This window comes from Paenibacillus sp. fava2, assembly GCF_058313675.1.
In genome coordinates this window covers 2,299,538-2,316,091 of sequence record NZ_CM177755.1, presented here as the reverse complement: position 1 = coordinate 2,316,091, position 16,554 = coordinate 2,299,538, and the positions used below count along the sequence as shown (strand labels likewise).

Annotated in this window: 17 protein-coding genes; 8 read left to right on the top strand and 9 right to left on the bottom strand. The window is 51.0% G+C overall.

Translation table 11 applies throughout. The annotated features are described in order from the left end of the window. Nucleotides 1-71 precede the first annotated feature (71 nt). The 3 genes from AC4G46_RS09650 to AC4G46_RS09640 all read right to left on the bottom strand — a co-directional run bounded on the left by AC4G46_RS09650 (nt 72) and on the right by AC4G46_RS09640 (nt 2,665). Nucleotides 72-1,007 carry a sensor histidine kinase gene (locus tag AC4G46_RS09650; RefSeq protein ID WP_491127738.1) on the bottom strand — a complete coding sequence of 312 codons (936 nt, stop codon included), beginning with the start codon at nt 1,005-1,007 and terminating at the stop codon, nt 72-74. Continuing rightward, entirely contained in the window at nt 1,004-1,738 is a 735-nt protein-coding gene (locus AC4G46_RS09645) for a response regulator transcription factor (protein ID WP_491127737.1), read from the bottom strand. The genes AC4G46_RS09650 and AC4G46_RS09645 overlap by 4 nt, the downstream gene beginning before the upstream one ends. 81 nt (nt 1,739-1,819) lie before the next feature. Beyond that, nucleotides 1,820-2,665, bottom strand: a complete 846-nt coding sequence (locus AC4G46_RS09640; RefSeq protein WP_491127736.1) for a DUF4362 domain-containing protein — start codon at nt 2,663-2,665, stop codon at nt 1,820-1,822. Between the two features lie 249 nt (nt 2,666-2,914). Here AC4G46_RS09640 and AC4G46_RS09635 point away from each other — a divergent pair, with 249 nt between their 5' ends. Together AC4G46_RS09635 and AC4G46_RS09630 are read left to right on the top strand one after the other, a co-directional pair. Beyond that, nucleotides 2,915-3,892, top strand: a complete 978-nt coding sequence (locus AC4G46_RS09635; RefSeq protein WP_491127735.1) for a phosphodiester glycosidase family protein — start codon at nt 2,915-2,917, stop codon at nt 3,890-3,892. An 8-nt stretch (nt 3,893-3,900) separates the two neighbouring features. After that, complete coding sequence (locus tag AC4G46_RS09630; protein ID WP_491127734.1) at nt 3,901-4,911, top strand: GtrA family protein; 1,011 nt, start codon at nt 3,901-3,903, stop codon at nt 4,909-4,911. A gap of 73 nt (nt 4,912-4,984) precedes the next feature. Here the strand turns inward: AC4G46_RS09630 and AC4G46_RS09625 are convergent, their stop codons facing one another. Both AC4G46_RS09625 and AC4G46_RS09620 read right to left on the bottom strand, forming a co-directional pair. Further along, complete coding sequence (locus AC4G46_RS09625) at nt 4,985-5,332, bottom strand: hypothetical protein (RefSeq protein WP_491127733.1); 348 nt, start codon at nt 5,330-5,332, stop codon at nt 4,985-4,987. 58 nt (nt 5,333-5,390) lie between these two features. Continuing rightward, entirely contained in the window at nt 5,391-5,984 is a 594-nt protein-coding gene (locus AC4G46_RS09620; RefSeq protein ID WP_491127732.1) for a hypothetical protein, read from the bottom strand. A 166-nt stretch (nt 5,985-6,150) separates the two neighbouring features. Between AC4G46_RS09620 and AC4G46_RS09615 the strand changes: the two genes are divergently transcribed. From AC4G46_RS09615 to AC4G46_RS09600, 4 genes are all read left to right on the top strand, one after another. Next, nucleotides 6,151-6,447, top strand: coding sequence for a hypothetical protein (locus AC4G46_RS09615; RefSeq protein ID WP_491127731.1), 297 nt, complete (start codon nt 6,151-6,153; stop codon nt 6,445-6,447). After that, nucleotides 6,440-6,760 (top strand): hypothetical protein, encoded by a 321-nt coding sequence (locus AC4G46_RS09610; RefSeq protein ID WP_491127730.1) that lies wholly within the window; start codon nt 6,440-6,442, stop codon nt 6,758-6,760. Before AC4G46_RS09615 ends, AC4G46_RS09610 begins: the two co-directional genes overlap by 8 nt. A 212-nt stretch (nt 6,761-6,972) precedes the next feature. After that, the gene (locus tag AC4G46_RS09605; RefSeq protein WP_491127729.1) at nt 6,973-8,370 is read left to right on the top strand and encodes a SpoVR family protein; all 1,398 of its coding nucleotides are present in this window, start codon (nt 6,973-6,975) and stop codon (nt 8,368-8,370) included. 207 nt (nt 8,371-8,577) lie between these two features. Beyond that, nucleotides 8,578-9,834 (top strand): DUF418 domain-containing protein, encoded by a 1,257-nt coding sequence (locus AC4G46_RS09600; RefSeq protein ID WP_491127728.1) that lies wholly within the window; start codon nt 8,578-8,580, stop codon nt 9,832-9,834. 239 nt (nt 9,835-10,073) lie between these two features. Here AC4G46_RS09600 and AC4G46_RS09595 read toward each other — a convergent pair whose 3' ends face one another. Continuing rightward, nucleotides 10,074-11,033, bottom strand: a complete 960-nt coding sequence (locus AC4G46_RS09595) for an alpha/beta fold hydrolase (protein ID WP_491127727.1) — start codon at nt 11,031-11,033, stop codon at nt 10,074-10,076. Between the two features lie 568 nt (nt 11,034-11,601). Beyond that, nucleotides 11,602-12,489, bottom strand: a complete 888-nt coding sequence (locus AC4G46_RS09590) for an AraC family transcriptional regulator (protein WP_491127726.1) — start codon at nt 12,487-12,489, stop codon at nt 11,602-11,604. Between the two features lie 189 nt (nt 12,490-12,678). On the opposite strand from AC4G46_RS09590, the gene AC4G46_RS09585 reads away from it, so the two are divergent. Both AC4G46_RS09585 and AC4G46_RS09580 read left to right on the top strand, forming a co-directional pair. Next, complete coding sequence (locus tag AC4G46_RS09585; RefSeq protein ID WP_491127725.1) at nt 12,679-13,170, top strand: DinB family protein; 492 nt, start codon at nt 12,679-12,681, stop codon at nt 13,168-13,170. Between the two features lie 417 nt (nt 13,171-13,587). Then, a complete protein-coding gene (locus AC4G46_RS09580; RefSeq protein WP_491127724.1) occupies nt 13,588-14,793 on the top strand; it encodes an IS4 family transposase in 1,206 nt (401 codons plus the stop codon). 290 nt (nt 14,794-15,083) lie between these two features. On the opposite strand, the gene AC4G46_RS09575 is transcribed toward AC4G46_RS09580, so the two are convergent. Continuing rightward, nucleotides 15,084-15,431: a hypothetical protein gene (locus AC4G46_RS09575; RefSeq protein WP_491127723.1), complete on the bottom strand. Its 348-nt coding sequence runs from the start codon at nt 15,429-15,431 to the stop codon at nt 15,084-15,086. Further along, on the bottom strand, nt 15,394-16,542 hold the full coding sequence (locus AC4G46_RS09570) for a glycoside hydrolase family 88/105 protein (protein WP_491127722.1): 1,149 nt from the start codon (nt 16,540-16,542) through the stop codon (nt 15,394-15,396). The genes AC4G46_RS09575 and AC4G46_RS09570 overlap by 38 nt, the downstream gene beginning before the upstream one ends. Nucleotides 16,543-16,554: the final 12 nt, after the last annotated feature.

Below are 16,554 nucleotides of genomic sequence, written 5' to 3'. Positions count from 1 at the left end.
AAGCTTGGAGTTTTCCTCTCCGCCTCTTTTCCAGCATTTATTTTCAATTCCAATCTGTAAAGCCTTAATTCTTAAAACTCCAGCCTGCGGAAGGACAAAGTGAACGCCGTCTTAACGTAGGGCTTGCTGGTCAAAGTAATGCTGCCGTTCATCTGCTCGGTCAGTCTTTTGGTAATGGTCAGGCCCAGACCGCTGCCCTGGTAATCACGGTTCCGCGAATCCTCCAGGGTGTACAGACGCTCAAAGATTTTATCCTGATGGCCTTCGGCGATGCCCTTCCCTCTATCCCACACCTCAATGCATACCCTGTCTTCCTTGGAAAATAGCTTCAGGCCCAGTACGCCCCCGTCACCGCCATAGGTGATTGCATTGGACAGCAGGTTGCCGAGCACCCGGTCCAGCGCCTCCTCATTCCCCATAATGTACAGCGGTTCATCCGGAATGTCGATCTGCACATCACTTCCCCCGGCGCTGAGCAGCTCATAGAAGGACAGAATGTTGCGGCGGCACAGCTCGCCCAGCTCCACACGAGTAAGCGGGATTGCTTTATCCCCTGACTCCAGCTTGGCCAGGTCAAAGAACCGGTTCATCAGCGCAATGACCTCCTGTGCTTTGGCATGAATGGTCCGCAGCATCGCCTCCCGCTCCCCGGCAGGCAGATCATGGTCCTGAAGCAGGGTCTCAATATATCCGAGTACAACGGTCAGCGGTGTCTTCAGGTCATGGGAAATGTTAGCCAGCATATGACGCATCGATTGCTCCAGCCGGACCCGTTCCACCGCGCCTTTGTGGTTGACATTTAGCAGGTCATTGAGGGTGCCCAGCAGCTGCTGGAGCGCCGGATCGCTGTTGAACAGCAGCAGCCGTTCATGCGACCCGCTCGCCATTATGCCCGTAAGCTTGGTCCGGATGTACTGCAGCTGACGCCCGTGCTCTCTCAGCCGCAGCGATTGCCACAGGATGAGCAGCAGAAGCACTGCAATAATTCCGCCGAGAAAAATAATCATGGCAGCACATCCCCCAGCTTATAGCCGATGCCCCACAGTGTTTTTATGTATTCGGGATGGGAGGGGTCATCCTCAATCTTCTCGCGCAGTCTTCTCATGTGTACATTGATGACATTCTCGTCTCCGTAATAATCATCCTCCCAGACCAGGCTGTAAAGCTGCGCCTTCGTGTACACTCTGCCCGGATTGGCCGCGAACAGCCGCAGGATCTGGAATTCCTTGGCGGTCAGCTTGACCTCTTCTCCGTGCTTCTCTGCCGAAAAGGTATCCAGATTAACAGTCAGCCCGCGCAGAGGGATGACCTTGGCCTGCTGTGCTTCGGCTGCCGGAGGTTCCTCAGCCCTGACAGCACCGGCAGCCGCATAGCCAGCCCGGCGGATCGCCGCCTTGACTCTCGCCGCAAGCTCAATCATCGAGAAGGGCTTCGTAATATAATCATCTGCGCCGAACCCGAGTCCGAGCGCTTTATCCACATCACTGTCCTTGGCGGACATAATCAGCACCGGCACCAGGCTGGCTGCACGGATACTCTGCAGCACATCCATCCCGCTGCGCCTGGGCAGCATGAGATCCAGCAGCACCAGATCATAAGCCTCCCCGCTGCGCACCTTGCGCTCAGCGGCTTCCCCGTCAAATACCTGCTCGACCTCGTAGCCCTCTTTTACTAAATAAGAGCTTACCATTCTGCTAATATCTTCATCATCTTCAATTAGTAGTACACGCTGTTGCATAACCAGGACCTCCGCGAATTCTAGTAGTTATTAATGCTTATATAAAAGATTTGCTTATTGGGGCTTGGCTGTGGCCAGCTCTTATTCATAATACCCCTTCGTCTCGGGCAGCGCTTGGTAATATTCGCTCTCCTGCACCTCGCTGATCATGTGCTCTACCAGTGCAGTCATTGCCTTTCCGTCTGCGCTTTGGTCGCATTCACTCCAGGCAAACTTCCGTTCGCTGCCGTTCATTTGTACCAGCAGCTCATAGCTGACAGCAGGCTTGATATTGCAGGCTTCCGTCAAGGTCTTGTCCTGTACATAGCCGGCCAGCACCAGCTCACGGTAAATGCTCTGCAGCTTCGCCTGCGGCAGCCGGAACTCCGCTGCTTCTGCTGTAGTGCCATCCTGGAGGTCCTTAACCAGCTTTCCCTTGAGCGTATTGATTTCGTTCTTCCGGTTCACCCCGTACTTCAGCACAAAGCCGAAGTCATCCTGCTCTGACAGCTCGTAATTAATCCAGAGCAGTGCGGCTTCCGGATATTCCCCTTCACAGCCTGTAAGTGTATATTTCAGCGCTGTGCTCCCTTTACTCTTTTCCAGTGCCCGGCAGGTATACGTTCCTGTCTCCTTGGGGCCAAAAGCGTCCTCCGTGCTGTCATAAGCAACAACCAGCTTATTATCTCTATACCGCACCTCCGTGAAGATCGGATCACCCTCAATCGTGTACAGAATAATCCGCTGGCTGCCTTTTTTCCGCTCCATGAAGTCATCCAGCCTGTCCAGGTTCAGCGGCCCCATTCCAAAGGAGTAGACCACATCCTTCTGCTCATCGATCTCATGGCGAAGCCCGCCTTTGCCAGTAAGGAAGCAGCCCTGCAAAAGCGTCATAGCCAGCAGTACGGTTAGCGTCAATGCCCCTTGGCGAAGCCCCCGACCCTTCATAGATTCAGGCTTATGCATCCGTCTGTTTTTTGGTGATAACCGCATTTTTACAGCTGCCTCCTTATCCACTCTGGAAAAGTTTGTCTATTGCTTGAGTATACCAAGCCGCTGCGGCTGTTACTACCCCATTACCGAAACTTGCAGACAAGCAGAATCTTTCTTCTCCATCCCTGTCTTTCATTTCAGGTTCACTAAAGGTAACGCGCGTATCATCCTGCTTAAGAACTTACACATAGAGGTGATGCTGTAATGATACAGATGGACAAAAAGAAAGCACTCAGCTTCAAACAAAAGATAGGAGTCGTTATTCTGGCCGTAATCCTGGTGATTGGCGGTGTGGTGTATAAACTGGCTGACCGTTACTTAATTGAGCATGTTGAGGTGGTTGTGGCAGATGATACTGCAGCTACATCAGACAACAACGGTACGACGGCAAGTGCTGAGACTGCTTCCTCCTCAGCCGAAGTTGATGCTACTTCCGACGAATGGAGCTACAGCAGCGATGACATCCAGATCAAGATTGACCAGGCTCAGACCGGGTCCGGATCAGACAAAATCACCTATTTTGTGGCGGATGTCGTGTTAAAGAAAGCAAGTAGCCTGAAGTCCGCTTTTGCCGATAACAGCTTTGGTACGAATATTACCGAGGTGACTTCGGAGATTGCTTCCAGTAATGATGCGATTTTTGCGATTAACGGTGATTATTACGGCTTCCGCGAGGACGGGGTGATTATCCGTAACGGTACGGTGTACCGCGATGAACCGGCACGGGATGCAATGGCCTTGCTGGAGGATGGAACGATGGAGACTTATAACGAAGAAGAGGTTTCTTCTGATGAGCTGCTGGCGCAGGGGGTAACCAACACGCTGTCATTCGGACCGATTCTGATTCAGGACGGGCAAATCACCAGTGATTTCAGCAGTGTCAAAATCGACACCAACTTCGGCAACCGCTCGATCCAGAATGCCAATCCGCGCACGGCCATCGGCATGATTGCCCCGAACCATTATGTGTTCGTGGTCGTTGACGGCCGCAATGAAGGCTACAGCCGCGGCATGACATTGACCGAGCTTGCGGACCTGATGCAGGATCTCGGGGCAACCGAAGCCTACAATCTCGACGGCGGAGGTTCCTCGACTATGTACTTCATGGGCCGGGTGGTCAACAATCCGCAGGGTAAAAACCAGGAGCGCGGCGTCAGCGACATACTTTACATTAAGGAGTGACCACGATTATGACTATACTAATTCCTGCATATGAACCTGACGACCGGCTGCTTGACCTGATTATTAAGCTGCAGGATTACGGGCTTGGCCCGATTCTGATAGTAGACGACGGCAGCGGACATGCTTACCGGGGACTGTTCCAGACGGCTGAAGCGTTCGGCTGCACGGTACTGACGCATCCTGTCAATTACGGCAAAGGCCGGGCGCTCAAGACCGGCTTCCGCTACATCCAGGAACAAGGGCTGCCGGGCTATGTAGTCTGCGCAGACAGCGACGGACAGCATCTGCCCCATGACATCAAGCGGGTTGTGGAGCTGCTGCACAGCCAGAGCAAGCCCGGAATCGTACTGGGCAGCCGCCGCTTCAGCGGTAAGGTTCCGCTGCGCAGCCGCTTTGGTAACTCCGTAACCCGTGGAATATTCGCGCTGACCACCGGCAGCAAAGTCCAAGATACCCAGACCGGCCTGCGGGGTTTCCCGCCGTCCATGCTGGACTGGCTGGGCCGGATTCCCGGCGACCGGTTCGAGTACGAAATGAACATGCTGCTGACCGCCCGCAAGGAGGGCTACGACATCACCGAGGAATTCATTGATACCGTGTATCTGGACCACAACAAATCGTCGCACTTCCGCCCGCTCGCCGATTCCATCAGGATCTATCTGCCGATCCTGATGTTCAGCACCTCATCGCTGCTGTCGGCGCTGATCGACTTCGTGCTGCTGTTCCTGTTCCAGCGCCTGACGCACAATCTGTTCCTGTCCGTAGTCGCCGCGAGACTGTGCAGCTCGATCTTTAATTATTCCGTGAACCGGAGATATGTCTTCAGCAGCGGCAAGCGTTCGCGCCTGCAGTCGCTCCCGAAATACTTCTCACTCGTCGTTCTGGTGCTGCTATTCAACTACGGCCTGCTCTACTTCTACAGCGAGCAGCTGATCATCCCGCTGGCAGTTGCGAAGATACTGACCGAGGTATCGATCTTCGTATTCAGCTACTGGGCGCAGCGGAGGTTTGTGTATTGAGGTGGGGACGGGAGCGGAGTCCGTCAAAAGCAAAGAGCAGCGTATCTCCTGTGTAACGGGAGGTGTGCTGCTCTTATTTTTTCTCGTACAGATCCCACCACGGCATTTCCGTATTGAAAATCAGTACAAAATACTGGTGATTGGGGTCATCCTTAAGCTCAAGAATCCGGTCACCTGTCTGAGTTTCTCCAATAGGCTTTCGTTTGGTTTTTGCACTGTATTCAATTTGATCCGCCCCGCCGCGGTAGACATAGGTTCCATACTTGGGGCTTGAAAGCTCCTTTTGGTGAATGACTGTAAAAGGTTCATATGAAGGGAAGAGTATATTTTTCACAAAATAACCCAGACCAGCAACCCCTAGAAAGATGATGAATGCTATCACCCAAAGGAGCGGTTTATTCTTAGATCGCTGATGTTTCATTGGCGGATCACCTGCTTAGATATGATTAAGTCGTTATAGCGGTAGAGTGAGGTATTTTTTATAAAACAGACTGCAACGATGAAATGACTTGATTCTTTAAAGATAGGTCTGTTCTCCATCTGCGAGGATGAGAGTAATGCCCATTTTTGTCCATGGCATATACCAAGCTTGATACTTGCTCAGACCATGAAAGTATTTGACGCATCTTCTGATTAAATGCACCATTTACAAAACCCATAATGACAAAGCCTGCTTTGTTGCATTCATTTAAAAACTCTTCTCTATTATGAGTTATTGGATCTTCCAGCAACGCAATATTGGTAGATGTAAGAGCTATTTTAGCCTTATTGTGATATATCTCAGCTTCATGACCAGCTGCATGACGAACATTAGAAAGATTATATACTCGCAAGGTTCCATCCGGTTTGCCTTTTCCTGATACTTCATAAGCACGTCTGACCACTTCAATTACATTCTGCATAGACAAGTCTGGATAATCACTGGCTTCAAAAGTGTATGCAGAACCTTTACCAGATTTAAAATCCTCCCAGCCCAATGTATTCTTAAATTCAAATCTTCCTGGATTTGTCATAACGACCATACCTATAAATTCATTAGATTCTCCAAAATGTATTTCTGTAGAATGCCTCATTAATAATACCTCTTTCTCATGCAATACCCGGATCATTGAAGCCGTTACACGTTCAGGATATTTTCTTATGGGATTCCCCCCCTTTCTATTTTGTTAATTAATGTAATCTTAACACAATTAGATTGCTATTGGTTTATGTTATAATGAGCAAAAGGCGGTGAATGAAATGTCCATTTCCAAGGAGCAATTGGAGCAAAGCTTTCGGGGCAAAGCTTATGTTGAACTTAAAGATCTGGTGCAATTGATCGAGGATAATTTCGGATTTAACGTTACGCTTCAGAGGAAAGATGAACCCGCATTTACGGAAGAGCAAAAGAAAAGAATGACATCCGTCATTTTCAAAGATGAAGATGTTCTGTACCAGATTCGTCAGGCCAAACATGACCGTGAGAATGGGATTTCCACATATAGTGACAGCGAAGAGGAGTTTGCACAATTACTGAAAGAGGTTAAGAATGATTGACCGTTACAAGGTGCTCTGGACCACTTACGCTAGGGTAGCTCTTGCCCGAATGAAGGAATATAAGGTTGACCCCTTGAACGTATTCAGACGTTCTAAATCTGTCTTAGCCGATGAGCCGAAATACAAAGCTGACGGCGTATCCGACTTTCCTGGGTTTGAATTCAACGGCTATTATTGGACATTGATTGGTAATGTAATTGTTATTTACAGGATTGATGATGAGCTTCGCGAAGTGTATGTGGATGCTTGTTACTTTGCTAATACTGGACTGTCTCATTATGTATTTTGGGGAATTGATCCAGATGAAGAATAGCCTAACCCGCGGACGTAATCTACGCATGGGTTAGGCTATTCTTTTTTCTATAATTCTTCTATCTCAACAATATCTATATCCACTACTGTATTTCCCGCTTTAAACGCTTCAATCTGAAGTAGTACTTGATTGACCATGAGCCCCACCATCATACTCTCCCCCTCCCGCCCATATACTTAAAAAGAACAGCAAGCCGGAGGGAGAGTAGAATCATGCCAAGTGAAGATGAAATCAAGGCACTGGAGCGGTCGATAGCCGAGATTACGGAGATTGCTACCGGGTTCGGGCTGGATTTTTACCCGATGCGGTATGAAATATGTCCTGCCGATATTATTTATACCTTTGGGGCCTACGGGATGCCTACCCGGTTCGGGCACTGGAGCTTCGGAAAAACGTTTCATAAAATGAAATCACAATACGACTTCGGACTCAGCAAAATTTACGAGCTTGTCATCAACTCCAACCCCTGCTACGCCTTTCTGCTGGACGGCAATTCCCTGATCCAGAATAAGCTGATTGTCGCCCACGTGCTTGCCCACTGCGATTTTTTCAAAAATAATATGCGCTTCTCCATGTCCAACCGCGATATGGTCGAGAGCATGTCTGCCACAGCCGACCGGATCGCCGGTTATTCGGTGACCTACGGCATTGACCGGGTGGAGCGGTTCATCGACTCGGTACTGGCCATTCAGGAGCATATCGACCCCAGCCTGATCCAGCCGCGCAAGCTCGGCAAAACCGATCTGCTGGAAGCCAAGATGAGAGCCAACAAGGATACGCAGGCCGGTAAACCTGGAGAGGACAATGCCTACAGCGAGCTGTGGAAGCTCGATCAGGCCAAAGCCGGTCCGCAGGAGCCTGATGCTGCTGCCAAGCGTGCCTTTCCGCCTGAGCCGGAAAAGGATATCGTCTGGTTCATCCAGCAGTATTCGACCACTCTGGAGGATTGGCAGCGCGATATTATGACCATGCTGCGCGACGAGATGCTCTATTTCTGGCCGCAGATGGAGACGAAGATCATGAACGAAGGCTGGGCCTCCTACTGGCATCAGCGGATCATGCGCGAGCTGGATCTGACGCCGGAGGAGACAATCGAGTACTCCAAGCTCAATTCGTCCGTCGTGCAGCCGTCACGCCAGAGCCTGAATCCGTATTATTTGGGCCTGAAAATCTTTGAGGATATCGAGCGCCGCTGGGACCGCGACAAAATGTTCGAGGTGCGCGAGCTCGACTCCGACATCTCCTTCATCCGCAGCTACCTGTCGAAGCAGCTGGTTAACGACCTTGACCTTTATGTGTTCGAGAAAAAAGGCCCGGAATGGAAAATCACCGACAAAGCGTGGGAAAATGTCCGCGACCAGCTCGTGCTCGCCCGGGTCAACGGCGGCTCCCCATACCTCGTCATTCAGGATGCCGATTATGAGCGCAACGGTGAGCTGCTGATCGTCCACCGCTACGAGAGCATCGAGCTTGACCTGAAATATCTGGAGCGTACCCTTCCGCACATCTACTCTCTCTGGGGCCGCACCGTTCATCTGCAGACTGTCGTGGAGGATAAAAAAGCTTTGTTCACCTATGACGGGAAAAAGGTGCAGCGGAAGTTTATGTAGGTTATTAGGAGAATACAGTATGCTAAAAAGAGAGCCTATCCCTGTCGGGATGCTCTTTTTTTGTGATGTTCGTCTGGATTGTATTGTGTAATAGCTGACACTATGGGCCCTCATCGCCGTATAAGCTACGCCCGTACCTGGAACCGTTCCGCCAAATTCCATAAAAACATTTATTTATATTATTAATAGTTATAATGGAATACAGGGGTGATTGAATTGAGTACAAGCAAACAACGTGTTCATCTGATTGACGGGCTGAGGGGGTTTAGCTTATCCGGCATCCTACTGGCCAATATGCTGATCTTTCAGTACGGAATGTACGGGGAGTCTGAGCCGCAGCTGTTCGGAATCGTGGGAACTGACCTGGTGTTCCGCTCTCTAGTGTTTATCTTTATCGTCGGCAGCTTCATGCCTATCTTCACTTTCATGTACGGGTTCGGCATGGTTAAACTGTCTGAAAGCCTGAAGGAGCGCAGTCTCCGGCCAAAATGCCACCTGGCCCGCAGATTTCTCATGCTGCTGGTCTTGGGGCTGCTGCATTCGTTTTTGCTGTGGGAAGGCGACATATTAACCTTTTACGGGTTAACCGGCTTCTTCCTACTGCTGTTCCTGAACCGGAAACCCAAGACGCTGCTGGTCTGGTCGGTGCTGCTGCTGTCGGTAATGGGGATACTGGGTGTCATTCCGCAACAACCGGGAGATCCGCTGGCCGGAGCATCGCCGCATACGCAAAACTACATACGGGAAAGTATTGATATTTATGGTTCAGGAAGCTACGCAGAGATCATGAATTTCCGCAACAATGCTGACCCGCTGTCGGAAGAGGATAGCACCATCATGGCAATTGCAGCCCTATTAGCTCCATTGCTGACGGCTCCTCTGTTCCTTCTTGGTATGCGGGCCGCCCGCACCGGCATATTCGATAATCCGCAAGCCAAACGCAGCATGTATCTTCGGCGCACGCTCATTCTGATTCCGGCAGGACTGCTCACCAAAGTATACAGCGTACTGGCCCAGCAGCTGGGAGGAGAATTCCTGCCCGGAGCGGGAATCGGCGATTTGGCTGGCGGGTCGCTGCTCGCACTCGGTTATATCTATGCCTTCGCCCTTCTGTATACGAGACCTGCCAAGACCGGTCTGCTGCAAAAGTTCGAAGCCGTGGGACGGCTTTCGCTGACGAATTATTTGATGCAGAGTGTGATCTGCACAACCATCTTTTACGGCTATGGACTGGGTCTGTTCGGCAGGGCAGGCGTGCTCGGCGGCTTCGGAATCGTTCTGGTGGTCTACGCTGTGCAATTATTGCTAAGCCCCTACTATTTAACATTTTTCCGCAACGGCCCTGTTGAACAGCTCCTGCGTATCTGGACTTATCTGACATGGAACGGCCGGCCAAAGCGGAATCGTCACAGCGAATCTCCGCCGGAGGCTGGTTCTCCCACAAGCAGCCAATCGACAGCATAACCGCAGCCGGTTCTCTGGGATATGAGGTTGTGACGTGAATAAGGCACTATCTGCCGGCACTCCGATGAGAGCGCCGCTGATAGTGCCTTCTCCTTTTTATCTACAAAAATACCACGGTGATTGTATTCGATACAATAGAATGCGCAACGTAGATTGTATTTAGGCTAATGTTACGAAGCTGCAGCAACTATAAGTAATCTACCATCCGCTGATTCATCCCGCTTTTTCAATGCAGGCTGCTATTCGCCAAGGAAAAACTGCATCGTCCGGTCCCCGCCGCCCGGCAGATATTCATGCCCGAAGTCCGGGTAAACGACAAGCTGCTTGGGCGCGGTGATTTTGTTATAGGCTGCGAACTGGGTGGACGGCGGGCAGATGGTATCCATCAGACCGGTGAAGAACAGTACCTCACCCTGAATGCGGGAAGCCAGATGCTGCAGGTCGATATAACCCAGCTTTTCAAAAACCTCGTCCTCCCGCTCATGCAGCGGATCGAACTTGCGGAAATAGATGTTCAGCTCATGGTACGCATCCTTGGCCAGATCCATTTCCCATACGCGTTTGTAATCACATAGGAACGGATATGTAGTGGCAGCCTTTTTTACCCGCGGCTCGAGTGCGGCACAAGCGATGGTAAGAGCTCCGCCCTGCGACCCGCCCATAGCATATACACGCTCCGGATCTACTCCCGGCAGTTCAAGCGCAATTTGTGCCAGACGGACGGTGTCGAGATAGATGTGGCGGAACAGCAGGTTATCCGGATGATCATCCAGCCCGCGGATAATATGTCCGTTATGTGTATTGCCCTTCACACCGCCTGTATCCTCCGACAATCCACCCTGTCCCCGGCAGTCCAGTGCCAGCACCGAAAAGCCCAGCGAGACATAAGCAAGCTTATCCTGCCACTCACCGGCGTCACCGGTATAACCGTGGAACTGAAGAACCGCCGGCTGCGGCGTGCTTACTGCTCTCGGACGCAGGTATTTGGCATGGATGCGCGCACCGCGCACTCCCGTAAAGTACAGATCGAAGCATTCGGCCTGCGGTGTCTGAAACGTACTCGGAATCAGCTCAAGCTGCGTGTCTACCGATGCAAGCTCCTCGAGAGCGCGTTCCCAGTAAGCGTCGAAGTCAGCCGGACGCGGGTTTCTTCCCTGGTATTGTTTTAACTGTTCTAGCGGCATATCTACTAATGGCATTTGCGGAACATCCCTTTCGGCAATAGGTATACATTCTAACCCATTATAGAATCCGCCGGGAATGATTGGTATTAGATGATCTTACGAAAAAAACGTTTGCAATGCTTGCTCAAGTAGGCGTGATGGTGGAAAAAATGCTCATTGCGGAACTGCGTTTCCTTAGTCCAGGATTTTTGGCTTTTGTTCTTTAACCGCGATCAGCGGAATCAATTGAAGTTATCCGGTGAGCGCAGCACCGGAAAAGCTGATGCATCTGAGATGCTGTCATGCATCGCAGGCAGCACCTCACAACAATGGCCCGCCAGCACGGGTCCCGTGCGTCGCGGGCCTGATCCGGCCGCCACCACAGCGGCCGTGAAAATAGACAGGCAAATGCTGGCCGGGTGGGCGCAACGGAGGGAATTTTGGAGCTGCAGGAGCGGTAGCGTCCGCCTTTAAGGTTGGATTTCGACCGCTGCATAGCGGCCTCAATCAGGAAATCCAACCTTAACAGCGGCCGGAAGCCCAAACATTCCCGCAGTGCAGCCCCTTCACCCGGACAGTATTTGCCCCGATTTAGTGACTATTTTCACGCCCGCACCCTCACAGGAATGTAAATCTCCATCACCGTATCCACCCGCGAATGGCAGCGTTCGTCGTAGAATTCAAAGTCCAGCTTATCCTCGTCGAACGCGTAGCCGCTGCCCGGAAACCACTCCTCAAAGATGTACTTCCAGGTGCTTCTGATCACCTGGACGAATACATCCGGGTCGCCGTTCTCTGTCCCGTCCACCGGGGGGGTGGTGAACACCGCATACTCTGCCGCAGGCACCTCCACAGTCAGCATATCCGGCGTCACCCTGGAGAAATCATCGACTATCACACCTAGCAGATACACAGCGTTGCCGTCACCATTAGCGGGCACACATAGCCCTACTTCTCCGTGTCTTGGCGGATTAAGGATGCTGTACATTTTATCCTCCAGATTCTCGCCCTCATACTGGCTCCAGAACGAGGCAATATCCTTGGTATAGCTGCTGTCCGTCACATTCGTCGCAATGCCATAGCCTGCCGCCTTAAAAGCCGGCTTCGTCACAAACACTGGATTCATCAAATACCCTCCGATCTCATATTCCGGACCATCCTGAAGATACCCTGCCGTCCGCGCCGCGTACTGCGAGGGACTGTAGCCGTACGCTTTGCGGAACGCTTTGGTGAAGCCGCCGGGTGTTTCGAACCCGTAATCCAGCGCAATCTCCGTCACACTCCGGCCGCTGAACAGCTCCACTGCCGCCAAAGACAGCTTCCGGCTGCGCACGTATTCCATCACCGGCACTTCCCTGCACAGGCTGAAAACCCGGCAGAAATGATACAGCGAATAGCCGGCCACAGCGGCGATCTCCTCAGCAGTCAGGTTTTCCTTAATATTCACCTCAATATAATCGATGCATCGCTCTATATCTTTACTGTAGTTCACTGAGCAGCCCAGCCTTTCCCGTACGGTACCTTCATTATAGCAACCCGCTGCGCAGAGGACTGTTCCTGTTTTGCTGGATTAAAGATTCAGGCAGCATAATTAAACCTGACGCACTGTGGTCAAGTTAGATGAGGTATAGTTAGTATAGAAAAAATAACCACTACACCCTATTTACAGGAGGATCTATTAATGGCACCAAAAACTAACGCTCAGCGGGTATCCGAATTTCAGTCTTTTATCCCCTATATTCAATCCCTGGAATCCCTGGACAAGACTGTCTGGGAAAGCCCCATCGGAGAGGGGAAATGGTCGCTCAAAGAGCTGCTGTGCCACATGATGCGCTGGGATCAGTATTTTTACGAGGAGGCATTTGCCAAAGTGAAGGAAGGTCAGCCGGTGACCTCGAAGCATCTGAATTTCAACGAATTTAACGCCCGGGCGATCCAGTACGCGCAGACTGTAACCGTGCAGGAGGCGATTCAGCAGTTTGTATGGTACCGGAGCCTGATCGTCGGCCAGATGACAGACATTAGCGAGGAGGAATTTATGCGGACGCATAAGGACGGGGACGGCAAAAACTTCAGCTACCGCGGGCATCTGCGGGGCTTCCTGCCCCACGATAAGCACCATAAGAAGCAAATGGAGCAGTACATACAGTCTCAGACAGTCTCCAAAGGCTGATTTTAACCATCACGTATCCGGGTGATCTTTTCACATAGTTGCCGGCAGGGTCCAGCATAACGTTTCTGTCCCTCCGCCAGACTTAACTGCACTCTGTATAACTAAAGCAGCTCTTTTTTCCAGAAAAATCCGTTTAGCTGTATTGCATACACTTAAAAAGCGCATAAAAGCCTGTACCAGGCCGATACAAGCAAATTTAGCTGCAAAACTACACTTATATCGCGAAGATACAAATTTTTGCCCCTTTTAACTGCACAAACTGCACTAGACATGCGGCAAACCTAACATAAATTTTTTTGAAATAGTTAGCTAATTATGGATAAAAAAGATGAGTTTACTCTGGTGAAAAATGAAAAAAGCCCTAATGTAGAGAGAGTAGGCAGGTTACCCACATCTCTCCACAAAAGGAGCTAATCCATGGGTAACATATCGCAAAATTCAGTTTTACGCAAGTACTTACAGCATTTAATGTTACATTCTTTTCGTTGTCCATTCGCAGATCATTATTCGAAAAAACTTACCGTTGGGGCCGCGATTACCCTTTTTGTAGAAGCTCAGTTGCAGCAGAGGCGGACTCTTTCCGACATTGTGCTCCATTTGGAAACGAATGCAGAACTTCAGGACATTACCGGACTCACGACCATTCACGAATCGACCTTGAACCGCAAGCTCGGCACCATCCCTCTTGCTTATCTCGAGTGGTTGTTTACCGATCTTGTTCAGGAATTAAAATTGCGAAAAGCGGAAGCCAAGGGCATCAAGCATCTTGGAAAGTTAGCACCCGTCGATTCAACGAGCCTTTCGCTACCCAAAATACTCGGCGATTGGGCGTTTTATCAAAATAAGACCAAGGGTGTCAAAATCCATACGCGGCTGCTTTCGCTGGAAGCAGGGTGTCATTTTCCGGATGAGATTGTCCTTTCCACTATCGGTGTGTCGGATCAACAAGCGGTCAAATATCTGGTTGTGCCTGGAGAATTCACCTACATTTTCGACCGTGGCTATGTGCATTACGGAAACTTCAGAGAATGGTCGGAAGGGACGGTGCTTTTTGTAGCCCGGATCCGTGCAAAAACAAAGTACACCGTGCTGACCGAACATCCCCTTTCGGGTAGCAGCAATATTACTCGGGACGCTGACGTTGAGATTCTGGATAAAAAATCGGGCCAAACGTTTTGCGTTCGCCTTGTACAATTCCAAGATAAGCATGGAAAAATCTACGAGGTCATCACAAATCGTCAGGATCTTTCAGCCGAAGACGTTGGTGAAATTTATCGCTGTCGCTGGCAAATTGAGCTGTTTTTTAAATGGATCAAGCAGCATCTGGCCACCGTAACGTTCCACAATCACCACCCCCACGCAGTGTGGGTCCAATGTTACATCGGAATCATTACGGCGCTACTTTGTCAGCTCATCCATTTAGAAGTGCGGTCCACCCTAAGTGTATGGAGCATGCTGCGAAAGATGAGGTATTACGCCATGAAAGACTGGGATGTATTTATTGAAGCGCTGAATCGTGAACCGACTCGTCGTTCTAAAGGTCGGCAAAAGATCCCTAAGCCCGCAGAAACTCCAGAACAAACGAAAGAGAAACGAGCGACGGTAAAGATAATTCTCAGATAACAAACATAATATACCATTTATTGGTAACTAACCTACGTTTTAAGACGCCACTGTTCTTTTTTCATTGAGTCTATAAAACTAACTGTAAAATTATTACTTTCGGTTTAATTTAGCTCTCATGTAAGTTTGTATGCATGTCTAGTGCACAAACTGCAGCTATATCAGCAAACTCCACTCAACTCTGCAAAAAAAAACTGCCCCTCCCCCTCGAAAGGGGAAAGAGCAGGCAGCTCCTCGGGACCACACGCTACCTTACAGCAGCACATGATTCTCCACATTTACCGGGTGGATCAGCACCCACATATAATACAAAGCCTTGGCGGCTTTGGCCCGGGTAACCCGCAGCTTGGGCTCAAGACCGTCAGCGTAGGACAGCCCGCCCCGCTTTCTGCCTCCAGCTCACTAAGCTCGAATCCTCCATGAGCAGCCGTAATCTGCGCACGGTTCACCCGGCGCGGCGGCAAGGCACCGGTCTGCTCCACAAAACCATAGCTGCCCGTATCCTCATACCGCACTGCCCCGGTCTCCCGGTTATAGGGAACCGTTACATACCCGTCCTTCGGAATGCCGGTGAAGTTATACCGGTATCCCCCCGGCTGCTCAGATTGTTCCGGCTGCTGTCTGCTGCCCGTCCCCATATTTCTCCACCTCCAGTGATGCCAGCAATAGCGGCCCCACTCCCATCGGTGTATCCGATACAACAGCCTCGGAAATGTAGTAATCGTAAGAACCGTTGCGGTCTTTACTCAGTCCGGCTCCATTGCAGATTTGATGCAGATGAAGACCGTCGTTGTCCTCTGTGACCAGATGCTTCACAATGCCGTCATAGCCCTTAAGCATAGCTTCTCTAAAAGAACGCTCCAGATAACCCAGTCTCAGACCTTTAGCCATGGCATAGACGAACATGGTTGAGCCGGTCGCTTCCAGGTAGTTGCCTTTACGGTCCGCCTGATCCAGTACCTGATACCAGAGGCCGGTCTCTTTGTCCTGTACCTCCAGAAGCGCGCCGCATACCCGCTGGAAAATACCGATAATCGTTCCGCGCTGCGGATGGGTCACCGGGAAATGCTCCAGACAGTCTACGCAAGCCATTACATACCAGCCCATCGCCCGGCTCCAAAAGTGGGAGGATAATCCGCTTGAGGAGTCCGCCCATTCCTGCTCCTTCGATTCATCCCAGCCGTGATACAGCAGCCCGGTACGGGGATCGCGGGTCCGGCGCTCGATCAGCAGCAGCTGGTGGGCCGCCTCGTCAATCAGCTCAGGACGCTGGAAAATCGCACCGAACTGGGCCAGGAACGGCGAAGCCATATATAAGCCGTCCAGCCACATCTGGAACGGGTATACCTTTTTGTGCCAGAAGCCGCCTTCCGAGGTGCGGGGGTGGCTGATCAGCTGCGCAGCCAGCAGGTGGGCTGCTTCAGCGTAGCGCTGCTCTCCGGTTTTCTGGTAGAGCAGGAACAAGTTTTTACCCTGGTTGATCTGGTCCAGGTTATATTCCTCCAATCGGTACGTCCGGATCGAGCCGTCCTCCCCGATGAAGCTGTCCATATGCCGCTGCATATAATCGAAATACTCCGGCTCATCCAGCTGAATGCCGGCTCTTGCCATCGCCAGCTGCAGCATTCCCGGGACATAAGCCCAGCGCTCCAGCAGATAAGCATGTTCACCTTGCTCATTACACTGCCCGAGGATGGTGTCCGCAATCCTGCGGGACCAGCTCAGGGTACTCACTTCAGTTGTAGGCATCCTTCATTCCTC